18 protein-coding genes are annotated in these 17,739 nt (G+C 69.7%); 9 read left to right on the top strand and 9 right to left on the bottom strand.

The genetic code is table 11. The features are described from left to right. Nucleotides 1–15 precede the first annotated feature (15 nt). On the bottom strand, nt 16–1,230 hold the full coding sequence (locus FB475_RS27990; RefSeq protein WP_141859957.1) for a helix-turn-helix domain-containing protein: 1,215 nt from the start codon (nt 1,228–1,230) through the stop codon (nt 16–18). 88 nt (nt 1,231–1,318) lie between these two features. Here FB475_RS27990 and FB475_RS27995 point away from each other — a divergent pair, with 88 nt between their 5' ends. Then, nucleotides 1,319–1,933: a maleylpyruvate isomerase family mycothiol-dependent enzyme gene (locus tag FB475_RS27995; RefSeq protein ID WP_141859959.1), complete on the top strand. Its 615-nt coding sequence runs from the start codon at nt 1,319–1,321 to the stop codon at nt 1,931–1,933. Here the strand turns inward: FB475_RS27995 and FB475_RS28000 are convergent, their stop codons facing one another. Beyond that, on the bottom strand, nt 1,934–3,859 hold the full coding sequence (locus FB475_RS28000; RefSeq protein ID WP_141859961.1) for a potassium transporter Kup: 1,926 nt from the start codon (nt 3,857–3,859) through the stop codon (nt 1,934–1,936). A gap of 76 nt (nt 3,860–3,935) precedes the next feature. On the opposite strand from FB475_RS28000, the gene FB475_RS28005 reads away from it, so the two are divergent. Then, on the top strand, nt 3,936–5,177 hold the full coding sequence (locus tag FB475_RS28005; protein WP_141859963.1) for an MFS transporter: 1,242 nt from the start codon (nt 3,936–3,938) through the stop codon (nt 5,175–5,177). After that, nucleotides 5,174–5,701, top strand: coding sequence for a chloramphenicol phosphotransferase CPT (gene cpt, locus FB475_RS28010; RefSeq protein ID WP_202878563.1), 528 nt, complete (start codon nt 5,174–5,176; stop codon nt 5,699–5,701). The genes FB475_RS28005 and cpt overlap by 4 nt, the downstream gene beginning before the upstream one ends. Here cpt and FB475_RS28015 read toward each other — a convergent pair. Beyond that, nucleotides 5,686–6,291 (bottom strand): TetR/AcrR family transcriptional regulator, encoded by a 606-nt coding sequence (locus FB475_RS28015; protein ID WP_202878564.1) that lies wholly within the window; start codon nt 6,289–6,291, stop codon nt 5,686–5,688. The genes cpt and FB475_RS28015 overlap by 16 nt on opposite strands. A 61-nt stretch (nt 6,292–6,352) precedes the next feature. Here FB475_RS28015 and FB475_RS28020 point away from each other — a divergent pair, with 61 nt between their 5' ends. From FB475_RS28020 to FB475_RS28030, 3 genes are read left to right on the top strand one after another with little or no spacing between them, the layout of a single operon-like run. Next, a complete protein-coding gene (locus FB475_RS28020) occupies nt 6,353–7,354 on the top strand; it encodes a hypothetical protein (protein ID WP_141859966.1) in 1,002 nt (333 codons plus the stop codon). Continuing rightward, nucleotides 7,354–8,298, top strand: coding sequence for an aldo/keto reductase (locus tag FB475_RS28025; protein ID WP_141859969.1), 945 nt, complete (start codon nt 7,354–7,356; stop codon nt 8,296–8,298). The genes FB475_RS28020 and FB475_RS28025 overlap by 1 nt, the downstream gene beginning before the upstream one ends. 16 nt (nt 8,299–8,314) lie before the next feature. Next, the gene (locus FB475_RS28030) at nt 8,315–8,899 is read left to right on the top strand and encodes a TetR/AcrR family transcriptional regulator (RefSeq protein WP_141859971.1); all 585 of its coding nucleotides are present in this window, start codon (nt 8,315–8,317) and stop codon (nt 8,897–8,899) included. Here the strand turns inward: FB475_RS28030 and FB475_RS28035 are convergent. Then, the gene (locus FB475_RS28035; protein WP_141859973.1) at nt 8,886–9,983 is read right to left on the bottom strand and encodes an aldo/keto reductase; all 1,098 of its coding nucleotides are present in this window, start codon (nt 9,981–9,983) and stop codon (nt 8,886–8,888) included. The genes FB475_RS28030 and FB475_RS28035 overlap by 14 nt on opposite strands. A 73-nt stretch (nt 9,984–10,056) precedes the next feature. Here FB475_RS28035 and FB475_RS28040 point away from each other — a divergent pair, with 73 nt between their 5' ends. Further along, nucleotides 10,057–11,982, top strand: coding sequence for a GMC family oxidoreductase (locus tag FB475_RS28040; protein WP_202878565.1), 1,926 nt, complete (start codon nt 10,057–10,059; stop codon nt 11,980–11,982). Here the strand turns inward: FB475_RS28040 and FB475_RS28045 are convergent. Beyond that, complete coding sequence (locus FB475_RS28045) at nt 11,979–12,494, bottom strand: VOC family protein (protein ID WP_141859974.1); 516 nt, start codon at nt 12,492–12,494, stop codon at nt 11,979–11,981. The two genes, FB475_RS28040 and FB475_RS28045, sit on opposite strands and share 4 nt — an antisense overlap. A 33-nt stretch (nt 12,495–12,527) precedes the next feature. Then, nucleotides 12,528–13,193, bottom strand: a complete 666-nt coding sequence (locus FB475_RS28050; protein ID WP_238332483.1) for a LysR family substrate-binding domain-containing protein — start codon at nt 13,191–13,193, stop codon at nt 12,528–12,530. A gap of 33 nt (nt 13,194–13,226) precedes the next feature. On the opposite strand from FB475_RS28050, the gene FB475_RS28055 reads away from it, so the two are divergent. Further along, nucleotides 13,227–13,598, top strand: coding sequence for a DUF5997 family protein (locus tag FB475_RS28055; RefSeq protein WP_185759479.1), 372 nt, complete (start codon nt 13,227–13,229; stop codon nt 13,596–13,598). Here FB475_RS28055 and FB475_RS28060 read toward each other — a convergent pair. Together FB475_RS28060 and FB475_RS28065 are read right to left on the bottom strand one after the other, a co-directional pair. Further along, nucleotides 13,595–14,314, bottom strand: a complete 720-nt coding sequence (locus tag FB475_RS28060; protein WP_141859978.1) for an alanyl-tRNA editing protein — start codon at nt 14,312–14,314, stop codon at nt 13,595–13,597. The genes FB475_RS28055 and FB475_RS28060 overlap by 4 nt on opposite strands. After that, complete coding sequence (locus FB475_RS28065) at nt 14,311–15,471, bottom strand: pyridoxal phosphate-dependent aminotransferase (protein ID WP_141859980.1); 1,161 nt, start codon at nt 15,469–15,471, stop codon at nt 14,311–14,313. The genes FB475_RS28060 and FB475_RS28065 overlap by 4 nt, the downstream gene beginning before the upstream one ends. A 32-nt stretch (nt 15,472–15,503) precedes the next feature. On the opposite strand from FB475_RS28065, the gene FB475_RS28070 reads away from it, so the two are divergent. Then, nucleotides 15,504–16,379, top strand: coding sequence for an NAD-dependent epimerase/dehydratase family protein (locus FB475_RS28070; RefSeq protein WP_141859983.1), 876 nt, complete (start codon nt 15,504–15,506; stop codon nt 16,377–16,379). Here the strand turns inward: FB475_RS28070 and FB475_RS28075 are convergent. Then, a complete protein-coding gene (locus FB475_RS28075) occupies nt 16,322–17,698 on the bottom strand; it encodes an FAD-binding oxidoreductase (protein WP_141859985.1) in 1,377 nt (458 codons plus the stop codon). The two genes, FB475_RS28070 and FB475_RS28075, sit on opposite strands and share 58 nt — an antisense overlap. Between the last annotated feature and the right edge of the window lie 41 nt (nt 17,699–17,739).

The following is a 17,739-nucleotide window of genomic DNA, read 5'->3' on the forward strand; positions in this document are numbered from 1 at the left end:
TCAGTTCTGAACGGTCTAGAGGTGGACGCGGTAGACAACCAGCGGGCGGCCGCTGCCGGTACCGAGCTGGGTGCCGGTGGCATCGGCCAGACCGGCCCGCTCGAGGCGGTTCAGCACCCGGCGCGCGGTCCGCGGCTGGATGCCGAGATGGTCGGCGACCGAGCGCGTGGTGAGGCCGTCCTCCGGGGTCGCACGGACGAGTTCCTGGAGGCGTTCGAGAGTCGCCTTGGACAGCCCGGCCCGCTGCGCGAGAAGCTGCAGCTTCGAGCGCTGCTGTGCCCGCGGCGGTGCGCCGCCGACCAGGACGAGGTCGATGTCGTTGCGCAGCGACACGACGGCCGCCGTGCGACCGGCCGTCTTCGCGCGGCCGAGTGCGCGGCGGGCCAGCGCCTCGGTCTCGGTCCCCGAGCCGCCGATGCCGAAGCCGATCCGGACCGCCCCGTACTGCTCCTTCAGGCGGGTCAGCATGCTCAGCTCGGTGAACGCCGACGACGCCTGCTCGAGCGGGCCCCGGGTCGCCACCAGCATCCAGCGTTTGTCGTCGTACCGCAGGATGCTGCCGCCGAGCGTGCCGGCCTCGCGGCGCAGCGCGCTCTCGGCGTCCGGCGAGATCTCGACCAGGCCGAGCGCGATCTGCGCATCGTCACTGCGCAAAGCGTCATGAACGAGCAGCAGGCTGTTCACCGCGGCACGCACCGAGTGCACCGACGGCGCGAGCCGCAGGGTGGTCTGCTCGGTCCGGAGCTTCTCGTACGCGGACCGCAGACAGGTGATCGCGACCTTCGCCCGCGCCTGCTGGTGGAACTCGACGATGTCGTCGACGCTCAGCCCGGGCCGGTACGGCAGCACCTGGACGCCGCGCATCGGGAGCCCGACCTCGTCGAACGTCTCCCGGACGTCGGCCTCGTCCAGCACGTCGATGCTCAGCGAGGTGACGTCGTGGCCCTCGCGGAGCAGCTGCACCAGGGCGCGCATCAGCGTGGCACCGGTGTACTCGACGTGCGCGGCCGGCCGGTCGAGCAGGTCCTGCGCGGCGGCGATCTGGTACGGCACCACGCCGGTGAACAGCCACGCGTCCACACTGCCTGGCGCGTCGGCCATCACCTTGGGTGTGTCGGTCTCTCGCCGGTACTTGAGCGGGACCACCTCGACACCACGCAGCCCCTTGATGATCCGGGTGCTCGAGGTGACCAGGTCCGACGGTCCCACCACTCCGATCGTCGTCACCATGTGCTGGCCACCTCCCTCATGCGGGTCAGTCTCACCACAAGACCCCACCGCTGCAAGAACCCGCGCCGTCGTGGGTTACGTTCCCCTCATGGACCGGGTTCTGGACTGGATCGACGAGGGTACGGCGCTGTGCCGTGCGGCACTGGCCGACCTGGAGGCACCGTCACTCCTCCCGGGCTGGTCGCGACGCCACGTAGCCGCGCACCTGGCCCTCAACGCCATGGCCCTCGGCAACCTCGTGTACTGGGCAAAGACCGGCGAGAAACGTCCGATGTACCTGTCCGCCGAGGCGCGGAACGCCGACATCGAGGAGGCCGCGATCCGCCAACCCGTCCTCCTGCGCGGCTGGTTCGACCGCTCGGCCGCCGCGCTGAACGCCGAGATGGCGACGCTATCCGACGCCCAATGGCAAACCCAGGTCCGTACCGCCCAGGGCGACCCGATCCCCGCCATCCGAATCCCCTGGCTACGCTCCCGCGAAGTCCTCATCCACGCAGTAGACCTCAACACCGGCCTGACCTTCGCCGACCTCCCCGAAGACTTCCTCACCACCCTCTGCCAAGACATCCAAACCCAACGCGCCGACGTACCACCCGTCCAAGGCCCCCTCCCAGAAATAGCCGCCTACCTAGCGGGCCGCCCCTACACCAACGTCACCACCTCAGACGGCACCCCCGCGGCACCACTCTCGCCCTGGCTCTGATCAGAGTTCGATGTGGGAGCCGATGATCACGGTTCGGTCGCGGGGGAGCGCGAAGTGTTCGGCCGCGTCCGCGGTGATGTGTGAGGTGGCGAGGAACAGCTGTTTACGCCAGCCCGCCATCGTCGGCTCCTTGCCCCGGCGTAGCTCGATCTTCGACAGGAAGTACGACGCCTTGTCGAGGTCGAGCGGCCCTTCGGAGTCGGCGGGATCGAGCTGGGCCAGGGCGGCCGGTACGTCGGGCGACTCCATGTACCCGAACTTGATCGTGACGTGCGTGATCCCGTCGTCGCCGTAGCCGAGGTCGTTCACCATCACGCGTTTGTCCTCGGGGACCCGCGGTACCGGCTCGGTCTCGATCGCGACGATCACCACGTGCTCGTGCCGGACCTGGTTGTGCTCGACGTTCGCCCGGAGCGCGAGCGGTGCGCTGACGCCGCCGCGGTTCAGGAAGATCGCCGTACCGGGAACGGTGCGGACCGGCAGCTTGCCCGAGCTCAGCTCGTCGATGAACTCCTGCAGCGACCCCTCGGCCCGTTCGCGCTCGCGGGTGACGACCACCCGGCCGCGCTGCCAGGTCGTCATCACCGTGAACGCGGTGAGCGCGATCAGCAGCGGCAGCCACGCGCCGTGCAGCAGCTTGGTCAGGTTGGCCGCGATGAACAGGCCGTCGATCAGCAGCAGCGGCGTGGCGCCGGCCAGGATCAGCCAGCGCGGCACGTGCCAGCGGTAGTGGGCGACGTAGAAGAACAGCAGCGTGGTGATCGTGATCGTCCCGGTCACCGTCATGCCGTACGCGTACGCCAGCGCGGCCGAACTGCGGAACGCGAAGATCAGCGTCAGCACCGACACGAACAGCAGCCAGTTCACGAACGGTACGTAGATCTGGCCGATCGTCGTCGCCGACGTGTGCGTCACCCGGAGCCGGGGCAGGTAGCCGAGCTGGGCGGCCTGCGCCATCACCGAGTAGGCGCCGGTGATGACGGCCTGGGACGCGATCACGGTCGCGGCGGTCGCGAGCAGTACCAGCGGCAGCCGGCCCCAGCCCGGGACCAGCAGGAAGAACGGGCTGCTGATGTTCGCGTGGTCCTTCAGGATCAGCGCGCCCTGGCCGAAGTAGCTCAGCGTGAGGGCCGGCAGGACCAGGAACAGCCAGCCGCGGCTGATCGCCTTCCGGCCGAAGTGGCCCATATCGGCGTACAGCGCCTCGGCGCCGGTGATCGACAGGACAACGGCTGCGAGCGCGAAGAACGCGATGTGGAAGTGCCCGGCCAGGAACCCGATCGCGTACGTCGGCGACAGCGCCTTGAGGATCTGCGCGTGCTCGAGGATGCCGCCGATCCCGGCCGCGCCGATCACCGTGAACCACAGGATCATCACCGGCCCGAACGCCCGGCCGATGGACTCGGTCCCGCGGCGCTGGACCATGAACAGCCCGATGATGATCACCGCCGTGATCGGGATCACGTACTCGCCCAGCGACGGCTGGACGGTCTTGAGCCCCTCGACCGCGGACAGCACCGAGATCGCCGGCGTGATCATCCCGTCGCCGAAGAACAGGGACGCACCGAACAGGCCGACGACGGCCAGCACCGAGGCGGCCTTGCGGCCGGGATGGGTACGGCGCCACTTGCGGAGCAGGGTGATGAGGGCCATCACTCCGCCCTCGCCGTCGTTGTCGGCGCGCATGGTGAGCAGGATGTACGTGACCGTGACGACGAGCATCACCGACCAGAAGATCAGCGACACCACGCCGTACACGTTGTGGTCGCTGACCGGCACCGGGTGCGGGTCCTCGGGGTTGAAGACCGTCTGCAGGGTGTAGATGGGGCTGGTGCCGATGTCGCCGAACACGACACCGAGGGCGCCGACGATGACGGCGAGCTTCACCGTGTCGCGCGCCGTGGAATGGGCCTGCTGATCCGTCACGGGACCGGACGATACCCGCCTGGAGAGCTATCGGCGTGCACGTCGAGCTGCGGCGGACGGCTCCGACGTACCGGGTATGACAGCGGAACGGATCTTGCGGACCTACCTGACGCTGGTCGCGGTGTCGACCGGGGCGTCGTCGATGATCTGGGGCATCAACACGGTGTTCCTGCTGGACGCCGGGCTGAGTATCGGCCAGGCCTTCGCGGCGAACGCGTTCTTCACCGCCGGGATGGTGCTGTTCGAGGTGCCGACCGGGGTGATCGCGGACACGGTCGGGCGGCGTACGTCGTACCTGCTGGGGACCGCGACGCTGATCGGGACCACGCTGGCGTATCTGCTGTTGTGGCGGGTCCATGCGCCGTTCGGGTGGTGGGCGGTGGTGTCGGCGCTGCTCGGGCTCGGGTTCACGTTCTTCAGCGGTGCGACCGAGGCATGGCTAGTCGACGGTCTGCACGCGACCGGCTACGCCGGGTCACTGGACGCGGTGTTCGCGAAGGGCCAGGTGGTGAACGGGATCGCGATGATGGCCGGCTCGATCGGTGGCGGCGTACTCGCGCAGCTCACGAACCTCGGCATCCCGTACGTCCTCCGCGCCCTGTTGCTGGCGGCCACCTTCGCCGTCGCGTGGCGCGCAATGCACGACACCGGCTTCACCCCGAAGCCCCGTACGTCGATCCACTCCGAACTGACGACGATCGTCCGGGCATCCCTGCGCCACGGCCTGCTGAACCACAAGGTCCGCTGGGTCATGCTCGCCGGCCCGTTCACCGCCGGAGTCAGCGTCTACGGCTTCTACGCCGCCCAGCCCTACCTCCTGAACCTCTACGGCCACACCCACTCCTACGCCGTAGCCGGCCTGACCGCCGGCGTCGTCGCCGCAGCCCAAATAACAGGCGGCGCCCTCGCGCCCCGCGTCGCCCGGCTGTTCCCCAACAGGATCCAGACCCTGATGGGAGCGATTGTTGTGTCCGGTGTGATGATTGCCGCTCTTGGGCTGGTCACCTCGTTCTGGGCCGCGCTGATCCTGTTGATGGTGTGGGCGTCGATGTTCGCGGCGATGGTGCCGGTGCGGCAGGCCTACCTGAACAGCCACATCCCGTCGGAGCAGCGGGCGACCGTGCTGTCGTTCGACAATCTGCTCGGCTCCGCGGGTGGTGTCGTGCTGCAGCCGGCGCTGGGACGGACGGCGGACGTGTGGGGCTACGGACCGGCGTACCTCGTGTCCGCAGTCGTCCAGTTGATCGCCGTACCGGTCCTCGCGCGGACCAAAGCGGTCGAGACCACCGGCGACCAACCTCTAGCCTTGCGGGCGTGACGGCGCGACTGATCATCATCAACGGCGGTTCGAGTTCCGGGAAGACCGGCATCGTCCGGTGCCTGCAAGCCGTACTGCCGGACCCGTGGCTCGGGCTCAGCGTGGACGACTTCGTCGACGCGCTGCCGGCGGTGATGGAAGGCGGCATCGAGTTCGGCCCGGACGGTGGCGTCTCCGTCGGCCCGGCGTTCCGCGCATTGGAAGCGGCCTGGACCGCCGGCATCGTCGCGATGTGCCGCGCAGGCGGCCGCGCGATCGTCGACGACGTGTTCCTCGGCGGCGCGTCCTCACAGCAACGCTGGCGCGACGCGGTCGGTGACCTCGAGACCGTCTTCGTCGGCGTCCACTGCGACCCGAAGATCGCCGCCGGCCGCGAGATAGCCCGCGGCGACCGCACCCGCGGAATGGCCGAGCAGCAGGCGTACGTCGTCCACGAGGGCGTCACGTACGCCGTAGAGGTCGACAGCTCCCATACCGAGTCGATCGACTGCGCCTGCGCGATCGCCGCCTACCTGCAGAGCTGATCCACCCCGGCGAGCGCGCTGACGATCCGCGCCCGATGATCCGCCGCCACGACCGCCACGTCCTCCCCGGCCAGAATCCGCCGTACCGCTTCCAGATGCACCACTCGATAGGCAGCAACAGTCAGCGCCGCCGTCAACTGAGGATCACGCACGCCGGTACGCTCCATCGCATCCGCGATCGCCTCCTCGATGTGCTGCAGCAACTCCCGCGCCCGCGCCTGGAGCGCCCGCGAGTCCGCGACCACCTCCCAGAACCGGCTGAACTCCACCCGCATCGCCGACAACGGATGCCCCTGGTCCGCCAGCCGGACCAGCAGCCCCGACAGCGCCGCGACCGCCGACGTCCCGGCCGGTCGTTCGTTGACTGCGGCAACGACCAGCCCCTCGGCTTCCGGATACCGATCGAAGAGCATGTCCTCCTTGCGTGGGAAGTGCGCGAACACGGTAGGCCGCGCCACATCGGCCGCTTCGGCGACCTCCGACACCGACACCGCGTCGAACCCGCGCTCCAGGAACAGCCCGGTCGCGACGTCGGCGATCCGCGCCCGGACCTCCGCCTTCTTGCGCTCCCGCCGGCCCTGGTGCTCCACGACGTAACCATACTCGATAAAAAGATGTACCGGGTATGACTTCAGCTGTAGGCTGCCGAGCATGGTTTCCCTCGGCGTGAACTACGACACCGGATTCGTGTACGGCGGCCGCAACACCCGGCGCCGCTTCGACGCCGCCGCGGTGCGCAACGACCTGGCCGTGATCGCCGAGCAACTGCACGCGCCGGCGGTCCGGATCTCCGGTGACAACCCCGACCGGCTGGTCACCGCTGCCGAGGCCGCGCTCGCCCTCGGCCTGGAGGTGTGGTTCTCGCCGATGCCGACCGACCTGGAGCCGGCCGAGTTCATCTCCTTCCTCGCCGAGTGCGCCGCGCGCGCCGAGACCTTGCGGCAACGGGGCGAGGTGGTAATGGTGCTCGGCTGCGAGCTGACCCTGTTCTGCAAGGGATTCGTGCCGGGGGCCAGCTCACAGGACCGGATCGCGCTGATGTCGGACCCCGCGACCTGGACCGACCCCGTGACGTTCAGCGAGCTTCAGGCCGGACTGACCCGCTGGACCACCGTCCAGGCCGAGCTCGCCGCCGCCGCGCGGAAGGTCTTCGGCGGCCGGATCACGTACGCCGCCGGCCTGTGGGAGGACGTCAACTGGGACCTGTTCGACATCGTCGCCGTCGACGCGTACCGGGGCGCGCAGAACGCCGCGACCTTCGCCGACGAGCTGGCGTCACGGAACAAGTGGGGCAAGCCGGTGGTGGCGACCGAGTTCGGGTGCTGCGCGTACCGCGGCGCCGCCGACCGCGGCGGGCTCGGCTGGGCGATCGTCGACACGACGTCCGATCCGCCCGCGCTCGACGGCCGGTACGAGCGACGGGAGGAGGAACAAGTGGAGTACCTGATCGAGCTCGTCGAGGAGTTCGAACGGATCAACCTCGCGGCCGCGTTCTGGTTCAGCTTCGCCGGATTCGAGCTGCCACACCGGCCCGGCGATCCTGAGCACGATCTGGACCTGGCGGCGTACGGCCTGGTCGCGGTCGACGACGACGGCAACTGGAAGCCGAAGCAGGTCTTCGGCAAGCTCGCCGAGCTGAACGGGGACCGCTGATGGAACAGGTCAGGCTCGGCCGCACCGGACTGCGGGTGTCGCGGATCTGCCTCGGCATGATGAGCTTCGGTACCGGCGGCGCGCGCGAGTGGCACCTCGACGAGGACGCGGCCGAGCCGATCGTCCGGCGGGCCGTGGACGCTGGCGTGACGTTCTTCGACACCGCGGACGCGTACTCGAAGGGCACCGGCGAGGAGCTGACCGGCCGGCTGCTCCGGAAGTTCTTCGCCCGCCGCGAGGACTACGTACTCGCCACCAAGGTGTACTACGCGACCGGCCCCGGCCCGAACGACCGCGGCCTGTCCCGCAAGCACATCCTGGCCGCGATCGACGCCTCGCTGCGCCGGCTCAGCACGGAGTACGTCGACCTGTACCAGATCCACCGCTGGGACGACGAGACGCCGATCGAGGAGACGATGGAGGCGCTCGCGGACGTCGTCCGCGCGGGCAAGGCGCGGTACCTGGGCGCGTCGAGCATGGCCGCCTGGCAGTTCGCCAAGGCACAACGAGTGGCGCCGATCCCGTTCGTCGCGATGCAGAACCACTACAACCTCGTGTACCGCGAAGAGGAGCGCGAGATGATCCCGCTCTGCATCGACCAGGGCGTCGGCGTGATTCCGTACAGCCCGCTCGCCCGCGGATTGCTCGCGCGCACCGGCAGTACGACGCGAGCCGGCACCGACCCCGTCGCGGACGACCTGTACGGCGCGAACGACCGCGAGGTGGTCGACGCCGTCCACGCACTGGCCGCCGAACGCGACGTACCGCCGGCACAGATTGCCCTCGCCTGGCTGATCGGATCGTCCGGCGTCACCGCCCCGATCCTCGGAGCGACGAAGCCCCGGCACATCGACGACGGCGTGGCCGCAGTGGACCTGGTGCTCTCCCCAGACGACCGCGCCCGCCTCGAAGCGCCGTACCGGCCACATCCAGTCTTGGACTGACGGGTACATTCGAGCTGTGCTGACAGCAAAGGGCGCCGCCACCCGGGACCGGATCGTCGCGGCCGCCGCGGCCGAGATCCGCGAGCGTGGGATCACCGCGGTGAAGCTCGACGACATCGGCCGCCGCAGCCGGACCGGGAAGAGCCAGCTGTTCCACTACTTCCCGGACGGCAAGGAGCAACTCCTGCTCGCGGTGGCCGAGCGCGAGGCCGAGCAGGTGCTCGAGGACCAGGAGCCGCACCTCGGGCAGCTGACCAGCTGGGACGCGTGGCGTGAGTGGCGGGACGTCGTCGTCGAGAAGTACCGGCGGCAGGGCGTGCACTGTCCGCTCGGCGTCCTGATCACCGAGATCGGCCGCCACACACCGGCCGCGCAGACGGTGACCAGGCAGCTGCTCGCGCAGTGGCAGCGGCGGCTCGAGCTCGGCATCGAGCAGATGAAGGCGGCGGGCGAGATCCGTGCCGACGTGGATCCCGCCCGCGCCTCGGCCGCGTTGATCGCGGCGATCCAGGGTGGGGTCGCGATCCTGATGTCGTCCGGCTCGGCGACCCACCTCGAGTACGCGCTCGACCTCTGCCTGGACTACCTCAGCGCCAGTTGAGGATCGGTGGCTGGTAGCCGGCCGGCTTGTCCGCGACCTTCACGCCCGCATTCACCAACCAGCCTTGGTACTCGGGTGTGAACATCCGGTAGACCGACGACGGCGGTACGGCGCTCGCCTCGTCGAGGGCCGCGCGCAACTCGGCCGGCAGCTCGAACCCGAGCGCCTCGATGCTCGACTCCAGCTGCTCCGGACGGCTCGCCCCGACGATTGCGGACGCGACACCGGGCTGGGTGGCGGCCCAGTTGACGGCCACCTGTGCCATCGTCACACCGAGCTTGTCCGCCACGTCCCGGACCACCGGCAACAGGTCCCACTGCCGATCGGTCCAGGTCTGCCCGGCCGCGCCGTCCCCGGTCAGCCGCCCGTCGCCGGACAGCTTTTCCGTCGCGTCGCGGAGGTACTTTCCGGTCAGGAAGCCGCCGCCGAGCGGGCTCCACGCGGTGATCCCGAGCCCGAGCTGCTGGGCCATCGGCACATGCTCGGTCTCGATCGCGCGCTCGATCAGCGAGTACGGCAGTTGCAGGCTGACCATCGGCGTCAGCGAGTGCGCGTCGGCCAGCGTCTGCGCGCGAGCGGCGTACCAGGACGGTACGTCGGACAGCCCGACGTACCGGATCTTGCCGGCCCGGGCCAGGTCGTCGAGGGTCCGCAGTACCTCGTCGACCGGGGTGATCCGGTCCCAGGTGTGCAGCAGGAACAGGTCGACGTAGTCGGTGCCGAGCCGGCGCAGCGAGTCCTCCAGCGCCCGGATCAGGTGCTTGCGGCTGTTGCCGCCCGCGTTCGGATCGCCGGTGTCGACGCTGTTGGTCGCCTTGGTGGTGAGCACCATCCGCTCCCGGACCCCGGCCTCGGCGATCAGCCGGCCGACGATCCGTTCGCTCTCGCCCGCGGTGTAGAAGTCGGCGGTGTCGACGAAGTTGCCGCCGGCCTCGAGGTAGGTGCGGAAGATCGCCCGTGCCTCGTCCTCGGTCTTCCCGTACGGTGCGTGGAAACCGTCCTGGCCGAAGTTCATCGTGCCCAGGGCCAGTCGGCTGACGCGCAGTCCGGACCGCCCGAGCAGGTAATAGTCGTCAAGTGCCATGACCACAGCGTTGCTCGCAGAAAATGGACCGGCAAGTACAAACTCCTCCGTCGCAGCGTGAAAGGATTTCGGCGTGCGCTTGTCTGAACAGCAACGGATCGAGCTGGAGCGGTTGGCGGAGTACGTGGTGCCGGGGGAGGGTTGGCAGCGTTCTGCGGTCGAGTTCGTCGAGCGGGTGCTGACGGAGGATCGGCCGGACTGGACGGGACGGGTCGAGCGGGCCCTGGCCGGTGGGGACCGGGAGTGGCTGACCCGGTTGGTTGCCCAGGGCTACTACGCGCAGCCGTCGGCATGGCAGTCGGTGGGTTGGCACACCGGGAAGTTCGACACCGTCCAGACCGAGCTGCGGGTGACGCCGTGGGAGGCCGTGGCCGATAGGTACGACACCGTCGTGATCGGGTCGGGCGCCGGTGGCGGCGCCGCGGCCCAGGTGCTCGCGGAGTCGGGGCGGTCAGTACTCGTCGTCGAGTTGGGTGACTACCCGTCGACGGACTCGCTGGCCCACGATCATCTGCGGAACCCACGGGCGACGCTCGGGCTGCCGGCGCCGACCGATCCCGATCCGGCCGGGCGGCCGCGGGTCGCGATTCAGGACGGCGTACGGTCCCAGGTCCTGCCGCCCGACGGCGGCTGGGGGAACAACGCGTTCACGGTCGGCGGCGGCACCCGCGTGTACGGCGCGCAGGCGTGGCGGTTCGTGCCGCGGGACTTCCGGATGGCCACGACGTACGGCGTACCGGAAGGCAGTTCGCTCGCCGACTGGCCGATCTCGTACGACGACCTCGAGCCCTACTACTCGCTGGCCGAACAGCGGTTCGGTGTGAGCGGCGGCGGAACCGACCCGTGGCACGGACCGCGGTCGATCCCGCTGCCGATGCCGCCGATGCCACGGACCGGACCGGCGGACTTGCTGGCCGGAGCCGCCGAGCGGCTGGGCTGGGGCACGCTCGACGTACCGCTGCTGATCAACTCGGTCGACTACCAAGGACGAGCCGGCTGCGTGCGCTGCGGCCAGTGCGTGGGGTTCGCCTGCCCGGTCGAGGCGAAGAGCGGTATGCATAACACGGCCCTTCCCGCGGCGCTCGCGACCGGCAACTGCACGCTCGTCACGTCGACCACCGCCGAACGGCTCGTCACCGACGAAACCGGCCGGGTCGTCGGGGTCGCGATGGTCGGCGACAACGGACGGCGGACGATCCTGTGCGACGAGGTGGTGATCGCGGCCGGTGCCTCGGAAACGCCGCGGTTGCTGCTGAACAGTGCGCACGACGGTGAGCCGCAGGGTATCGGCAACAACCAGGACCAGGTCGGCCGGCATCTGCAGGCGCACGTGTACGCCGGTGCGGTCGGGTTGTTCGAGGACGAGGTGGCCGACCTCGTCGGGCCGGGTGTGTCGATCGCGACCTGCGACTTCCGGCACGGGAACGACGGCTTCGTCGGTGGCGGGATGCTCGCGAACGAATTCGTGCCGACCCCGGCGGCGACGTACGACTACCTGACCGGCGCCGGGATGATCCCGCCGGCCGGAGCGGAGAGCGTGCAAGCGATGCGGCACGCCGTACGGCGGATGGTCCGCGTGGTCGGGCCGATCCAGGAGATGACGTCGGCCGAGTCCCGTGTCCGCGTCGACCGGTCCGTCGTGGATCGGTACGGAAACCCGGTGGTGGTCACCAGCGGATCGATTCATCCCGAGGATGCCCGGCTCCACGACTTCATGAGCGCAAGGGCCGTCGAGTGGCTGACCGCGGCGGGTGCCGTTCGGACGTCAGCGTCGAGGCTGGGGAGTCTCGGCCGGCCGAGCATCGGGCAGCATCAGGCCGGGACGTGCCGGATGGGCGATGACCCGGCCCGCTCGGCCACCGATCCGCACGGCCGCGTCTGGGGACACGACAACGTGTGGATCGCCGATGCCTCGGTGCACGTCACGAACGGCGGCGTGAACCCGGTTCTCACCGTCCTCGCGACCGCCTTGCGCACGGCCACGGGGATCGTGGCTTAGCCGACCCGGGAGATGCCCACGCCGCTGCGGGCGTCCCGGCCGTACTTCGCGAGCTCCGCGGGCAGGTCGAGCCGGGACACGCCGGCCTTGTTCCGGTCCTCGTCGGTGAGCAGGTCGGCCGGGATGATCCAGACGATCTCGAACTCCAGACCGTCCGGGTCCTTGCCGTACAGCGACTTGGTCGTGCCGTGGTCGGACGCACCGACCAGCGCATCGGCCTGGCTCAGCGCGTCGGCCAGGGACTCCAGGTCACCGAGCGTGTCGACCTCCCACGCCAGGTGGTACAGCCCGACACTCGTCCGGCCGGCGCCGGACGGCGCGGCCTGGGACCCGATCTGGAACAGGCCGAGGTCGTGGTCGTTGGTGGACCCGGGTGCGCGCAGGAACGCCGCGCCGGGGAACGCGTCGCCGGTCTCGGTGTAGCCGAAGCCGAGGACGTCTCGGTAGAACGCGACGCTCGCCGCGACGTCGCGCACGTACAGGACCGCGTGGTTCAACCGGAAGATCGCCATGTCAACCATGGTAGTTGAAGACTCAACTTATTTCTAGCGGCGGCGCTTGGGTTTCTGCTGCGGGGTCTTTTGGGGCTTGGCCCTCTTGGCGGGTACGGCGGGCACGGCGGGACCGCGCGAGCTGTTCACGGTCCGGCCGCGGACGATCCCGATCAGGTGCTCGACAACTTCGCGGTCGTCGTCCTCCCGCCAGCTGAGCGCCACCTGCGACTCCGGTACGCCGGTCAGCGGGCGGTAGGTGAGGTCCTTGCGGTGGTGCAGCCGCGCCAGCGACTGCGGGACGACCAGCAGGCCGGTGCCCATGGCAACCAGCTCGATCGCGTCCCGGGTCCGCGCCGGACGCTCGTCGATCAGCCGGCCGGGTGGTTGTGCCCAGTCGAGGACGTCGTCCTGCGGGTGCAGCATCAGCTCGTCGGCGAGGTCGTCGACGGAGATCTCGTCGGCGGCCGTGATCACGTGGTCCTTCGGTACGACAACGACCGTCTGTTCGACGTACAGCGGGATCGCGTGCAGGCCGGTGCGGTCGATCGGGAGCCGGAGCAGCACGGCGTCGAGCTCGGTACGTCGTACCAGCGCCGGCGCCTCGTCCGCACCGACCTGGACGAGTTCGAGCGGAACCCGGGGGAGTCGCTCCGCCCAGATCCGGGACCACTTGGCGGGCGTCACGCCGGGGACGTAGCCCAGCCGGAATCCGGTCACGGTCGCCAGGCTACCGGGCACTACGCTGCTGCCATGACAGCGCGTAAGGCCCAGACCATGAAGCCCGCCACCGCGGCGAAGAAGCTGGACGTGTACCTCCCGGCCACGCCGGCCGAGTTCCAGGAAGGTGTCGTGTCCCGGGACGAGCTGAACGCGCTGCAGACCGACCCGCCGGAATGGCTCCGCGAGCTGCGGAAGAACGGTCCGCACCCCCGTTCGGTGGTCGCGGCCCGGCTCGGCGTCTCGATCAGCGGCCTGGCCCGCGCCGGGATCACCGAGGCGCTCACGACGGCGGACATCGAGGCGATCCGGGCCGAGAACCCGGACTGGCTGGAGCGCGAACGTGCCACCCAGGCCGAGGTCCGCCGCCAGGAAGCCGAGCTGCGGGAGCAGAAGTCGCGCTAACTGATCCGGACCCGGAGCCGCCGGAAGCCGCGGCCCTTGCTCTCGATCTTCACGACCTCCATCCGGCCGATCAGCGCCGTCGAGGCGACGTGGGTGCCGCCGTCCGCCTGGGTGTCCAGACCCGCGATGTCGACGATCCGGACCACCTCGATATCCGGCGGGAGCAGGTTGGTCGCGGTCCGGATGATGTCGGGAATCGCGAACGCCTCCTCCCGCGGCAGCGTGCTGACCGTGATCGCGCGGTCGGTCCGGATCTCGGCGTTGACCGCCTCGGCGACCCGGTCCTTGAAGTCCGGCGGTACCTCGGCCAGGTCGAAGTCCATCCGCGCCGACAGCGGCTCCATGTTCCCGCCGGTGACGAGTGCGCCGAAGTCGCGGAACACCACGCCGGTGAGGACGTGCAACCCCGAATGGGTGCGCATCAGGTGAGTACGCCGTTCGTCGTCGAGCGCGCCGCGGACCGCCGTACCGACGACGGGAACCGGGTCGTCCTGGTGCGGGACCAGGTACAGGTCGTCGCCCTTGATCGTGCCGGTGATCCGGGTCCGGACGCCGCCCCACAACAGCACGCCTTCGTCCGGCGGCTGCCCGCCACCACCCGGGTAGAACGCCGACCGGTCGAGCACGATCCCGCGCTCCGGGTCCACGCCGACGACTGTCGCGTCCCACTCCCGCACCGAGGCGTCGTCCAGATCGAGCCGATGGGTATGTGTCATGACTCGACCAATGCCGCGAACGCGTCGAGGGCGCGCTGGATGTTGTCGATCGAGTTCGCGTACGAGAAGCGCAGGTGGCCCTCGCCGTACCCGCCGAACGACGTGCCGGGCAGGCACGCGACGCCGGCCTCGGCGAGTAGGCGGTCGGACAGCGTCGCCGCCGGTGCGCCGAGTTCGGTGATGTTCGGGAACGCGTAGAACGCGCCGCCGGGCTCCAGGCAGGACACGCCCGGTACGGCGTTCAGCCCGGACACGATCACCTCGCGGCGTTCACGGAACGCCTCGAGCATCCGGTCGACGTCGTCCCACGGGCCTTCGAGCGCGGCGATCGCGGCGTACTGACTGAACGCCGACGTACACGACACCGAGTTGATCATCAACCGGGTCACGGGCTCCACGAGCGGTTCCGGGAACACGCCGTACCCGAGTCGCCAGCCGGTCATCGCAAAAGTCTTCGACCAGCCGTCGAGCAGGACCGTTCGCTCCGCCATGCCGTCGAGGTCGAGCACGCTGTGGTGCTTACCGTCGTACCGCAAGGCCCAGTAGACCTCGTCGCTCAGCACGACCAGGTCGTGCTCGATCGCGATCTCCGCGATCGCCTGGAGCTGCTCCGGAGTCGACGCGCTCCCGCACGGGTTGTGCGGCGAGTTGAGGATCAGCAGCTTGGTCCGGTCGGTGACCAGTGAGCGCAGTTCCTCGGGGTCGACGACGAACCCGTTCTCCTCGCGCAGCGGGATCGGGACCGGCGTGGCGCCGGCGAAGGACGCGATCGAGGCGTACATCGGGAAGCCCGGGTCGGGGTAGAGGACCTCGTCACCCTGCTCGCAGAGCGCCAGGATCGTGAAGAACATGATCGGCTTCGCGCCGGGCGTGATCAGGACCCGGTCCGGCGTCGTCCGCAGCCGGTTCGTCCGGCCGAGGAAGTCCGCGACCGCGGTCCGCAGTTCGGGGATCCCGGGCGCCGGCACGTAGTGCGTGTAGCCCTTGTCGAGCGCCTGCTGCGCGGCCGCGACGACGTGGGCGGGCGTGTCGAAGTCCGGCTCGCCGATCTCCAGGTGCACGATCTCGCGGCCCTGTGCCTCCAGCGCCTTGGCCTTCGCGAGGACCTCGAACGCCGACTCGGTCCCCAGCCGGTCCATCCGTTGAGCAAGTTTCACGCCACCCACCCTAGTTCTGCCAGGATTGCTACGTGGCACAGGTTGCGGTTACCGGAAGCAGTGGCAAGCTCGGGCGTGCGGTGGTCGACCACCTGGCCGAGCATGGATGGGACGTGGTGGCGCTCGACCAGGCGCCGCCGGCGCGCGACGACGTGACGTCGTCCCGGGTGGACCTGACCGATTTCGGCCAGACGTACGAGGCGATCGCGGGCATCGACGACCGGCACAACGGGGTCGATGCGGTGGTTCACCTGGCCGCGATCCCGGCGCCGGGGCTGCGGCCCAACGCGGCGACGTTCCACAACAACATGACGGCGACCTACAACGTGTTCTCCGCGGCGCTGCGGGCCGGCGTCCGGAACATCGTGTGGGCGTCGAGCGAGACCGTGCTGGGGCTGCCGTTCGAAGAGTTCCCGCCGTACGTGCCGGTCGACGAGGACTACCCTCCGCGACCGAACTCGACGTACTCGCTGGTCAAGACGCTCGAGGAGGAGCTGGCCCGGCAGCTGTGCCGGTGGCACCCGGACCTGAAGCTGATCGGGCTGCGCTTCTCGAACGTGATGTACCCCGAGGACTATGCGCGCTTCCCGTCGTTCGACGCCGACGCGCAGGCGCGCAAGTGGAACCTCTGGGGCTACATCGACGCCCGCGACGGCGCGCAGGCGGTCCGCAAGGCGCTCGAGTACGACGTGACCGGGACCGACGTGTTCATCGTGGCCAACGCCGACACGGTGATGTCGCGGCCCAACGAGGAACTGCTCGCGGAGGTGTTCCCCGGCGTGCCCGTCAAACGACCGTTCGGACCGAACGAGACGCTGCTGTCGATCGACAAGGCACGCCGGTTGCTCGGCTACGAACCCGAGTACTCCTGGCGGGGCCCGAACGGGAAGAGCGTGTCCGGGTCGTAGGCAGCGCGTACCTCGGCCAGCCGCGCGAACGTGTCGGCCGGCCAGGACGCCTCGTACGAACCCGGGACCGCGAACCCGCCCGCGAAGTTCGGGTTCGTCTCGGCGCAGATCCACGGCGCCAGCTTCCCCAGCACTGCATCGGCCGTTGCTGGAAGCACCTTCTCGAACAGGCTCGGGTCCGGTACGCCGATCAGCGTCATCGTGCACGCCCCGCTGCGACCGCCGACCGCGCTGCCCTCGGGGACGTCCCGCTCGGTCGCGCCGCCGAGGTGCCGGACCTCGACCGCGATGAACGGAAGCTGCTGGTCCGGACCGGCCACGTCCAGGAAGGCCGCGACGAAGTCGGCGTCCAGTTCGTCGAGCAGCAGCCCGCGGTCCCAGGACGGCGTCGGGTCCTTCGGGTCGTTGTGGATCTGCGCGATGTTTGCGGCCGGCAGCTCGCCGACGGCGTCGATCAGCGGCGTACCGGCGTCGCGGATCGGCTGGAACAGGCGCTTGCCCGCGGCTGCGTCGCCGACGTATGCGAAACGCACGCTGAGCACGGTCTTGCCGCGCAGCGGTGCCGGAATGAACTCCAGCGGCGGCAGCCGGAGGACGACGACCGACGAGTTCGCCTCCTCGGGGAGCGTCTTGGTCCACTCGGCCCAGGTGGAGAACACCGGCGCGATGTGCTCGGCGTCGAAGAACACCGAACCGGCGTACAACGTGCTCAGCTCGACCAGCCCGAAGTCCATCGCGGTGACGATGCCGAAACCGCCCTTGCCGCCCCGCAACGCCCAGAACAGGTCCTCGTTCTCGGTCGGGCTCGCCGTCACCGCTCCGGTGGCCGTCACGACCCGGAAGCTGCGTGCCCAGTCCGACGAGAAGCCGTACGTGCGGGCCAGCGGGCCGAGGCCGCCGCCGAGCGTGTAGCCGATGCAGCCGACCGCGTCGGACGCGCCGGTGATCGGCGCCAGCCCGTGCGGCGCGGCGGCCGCGATCACCTCGGCCCAGCGCGAGCCGGCGTTGATGTGCGCGGTCTTCGTCTCGGCGTCCACGGTCACGCCGGTCATCCGGGTCGTGGTGACCACGATCCCGCCCTGGATCGGGATCGGGATGCCATGGCCGGTGGCCAGTACGCGAACCGGCGTACCGGTCGCGGCAGCGGCCCGGACGACCGCGACGGCGTCGGCCTCGGACGTCAGCCCGACGACGACGTCGGGTGTGTGCGTCACGGCGAGGTTGAAGCCGGACAGCTCCTCGGCGTACCCCTCGTCGGCGGATGTCAGTACCGGTCCGGCGACGTCGCCGCGCAGCCGGGTGATCAAGTCTTCAGTCATGTGGTTTCCCCTCCTGCCCGGCAGTTTTCCGCACCCTGGGG

Source organism: Kribbella jejuensis (genome assembly GCF_006715085.1).
In the GTDB taxonomy this organism is placed as follows: Bacteria; Actinomycetota; Actinomycetes; order Propionibacteriales; family Kribbellaceae; genus Kribbella; species Kribbella jejuensis.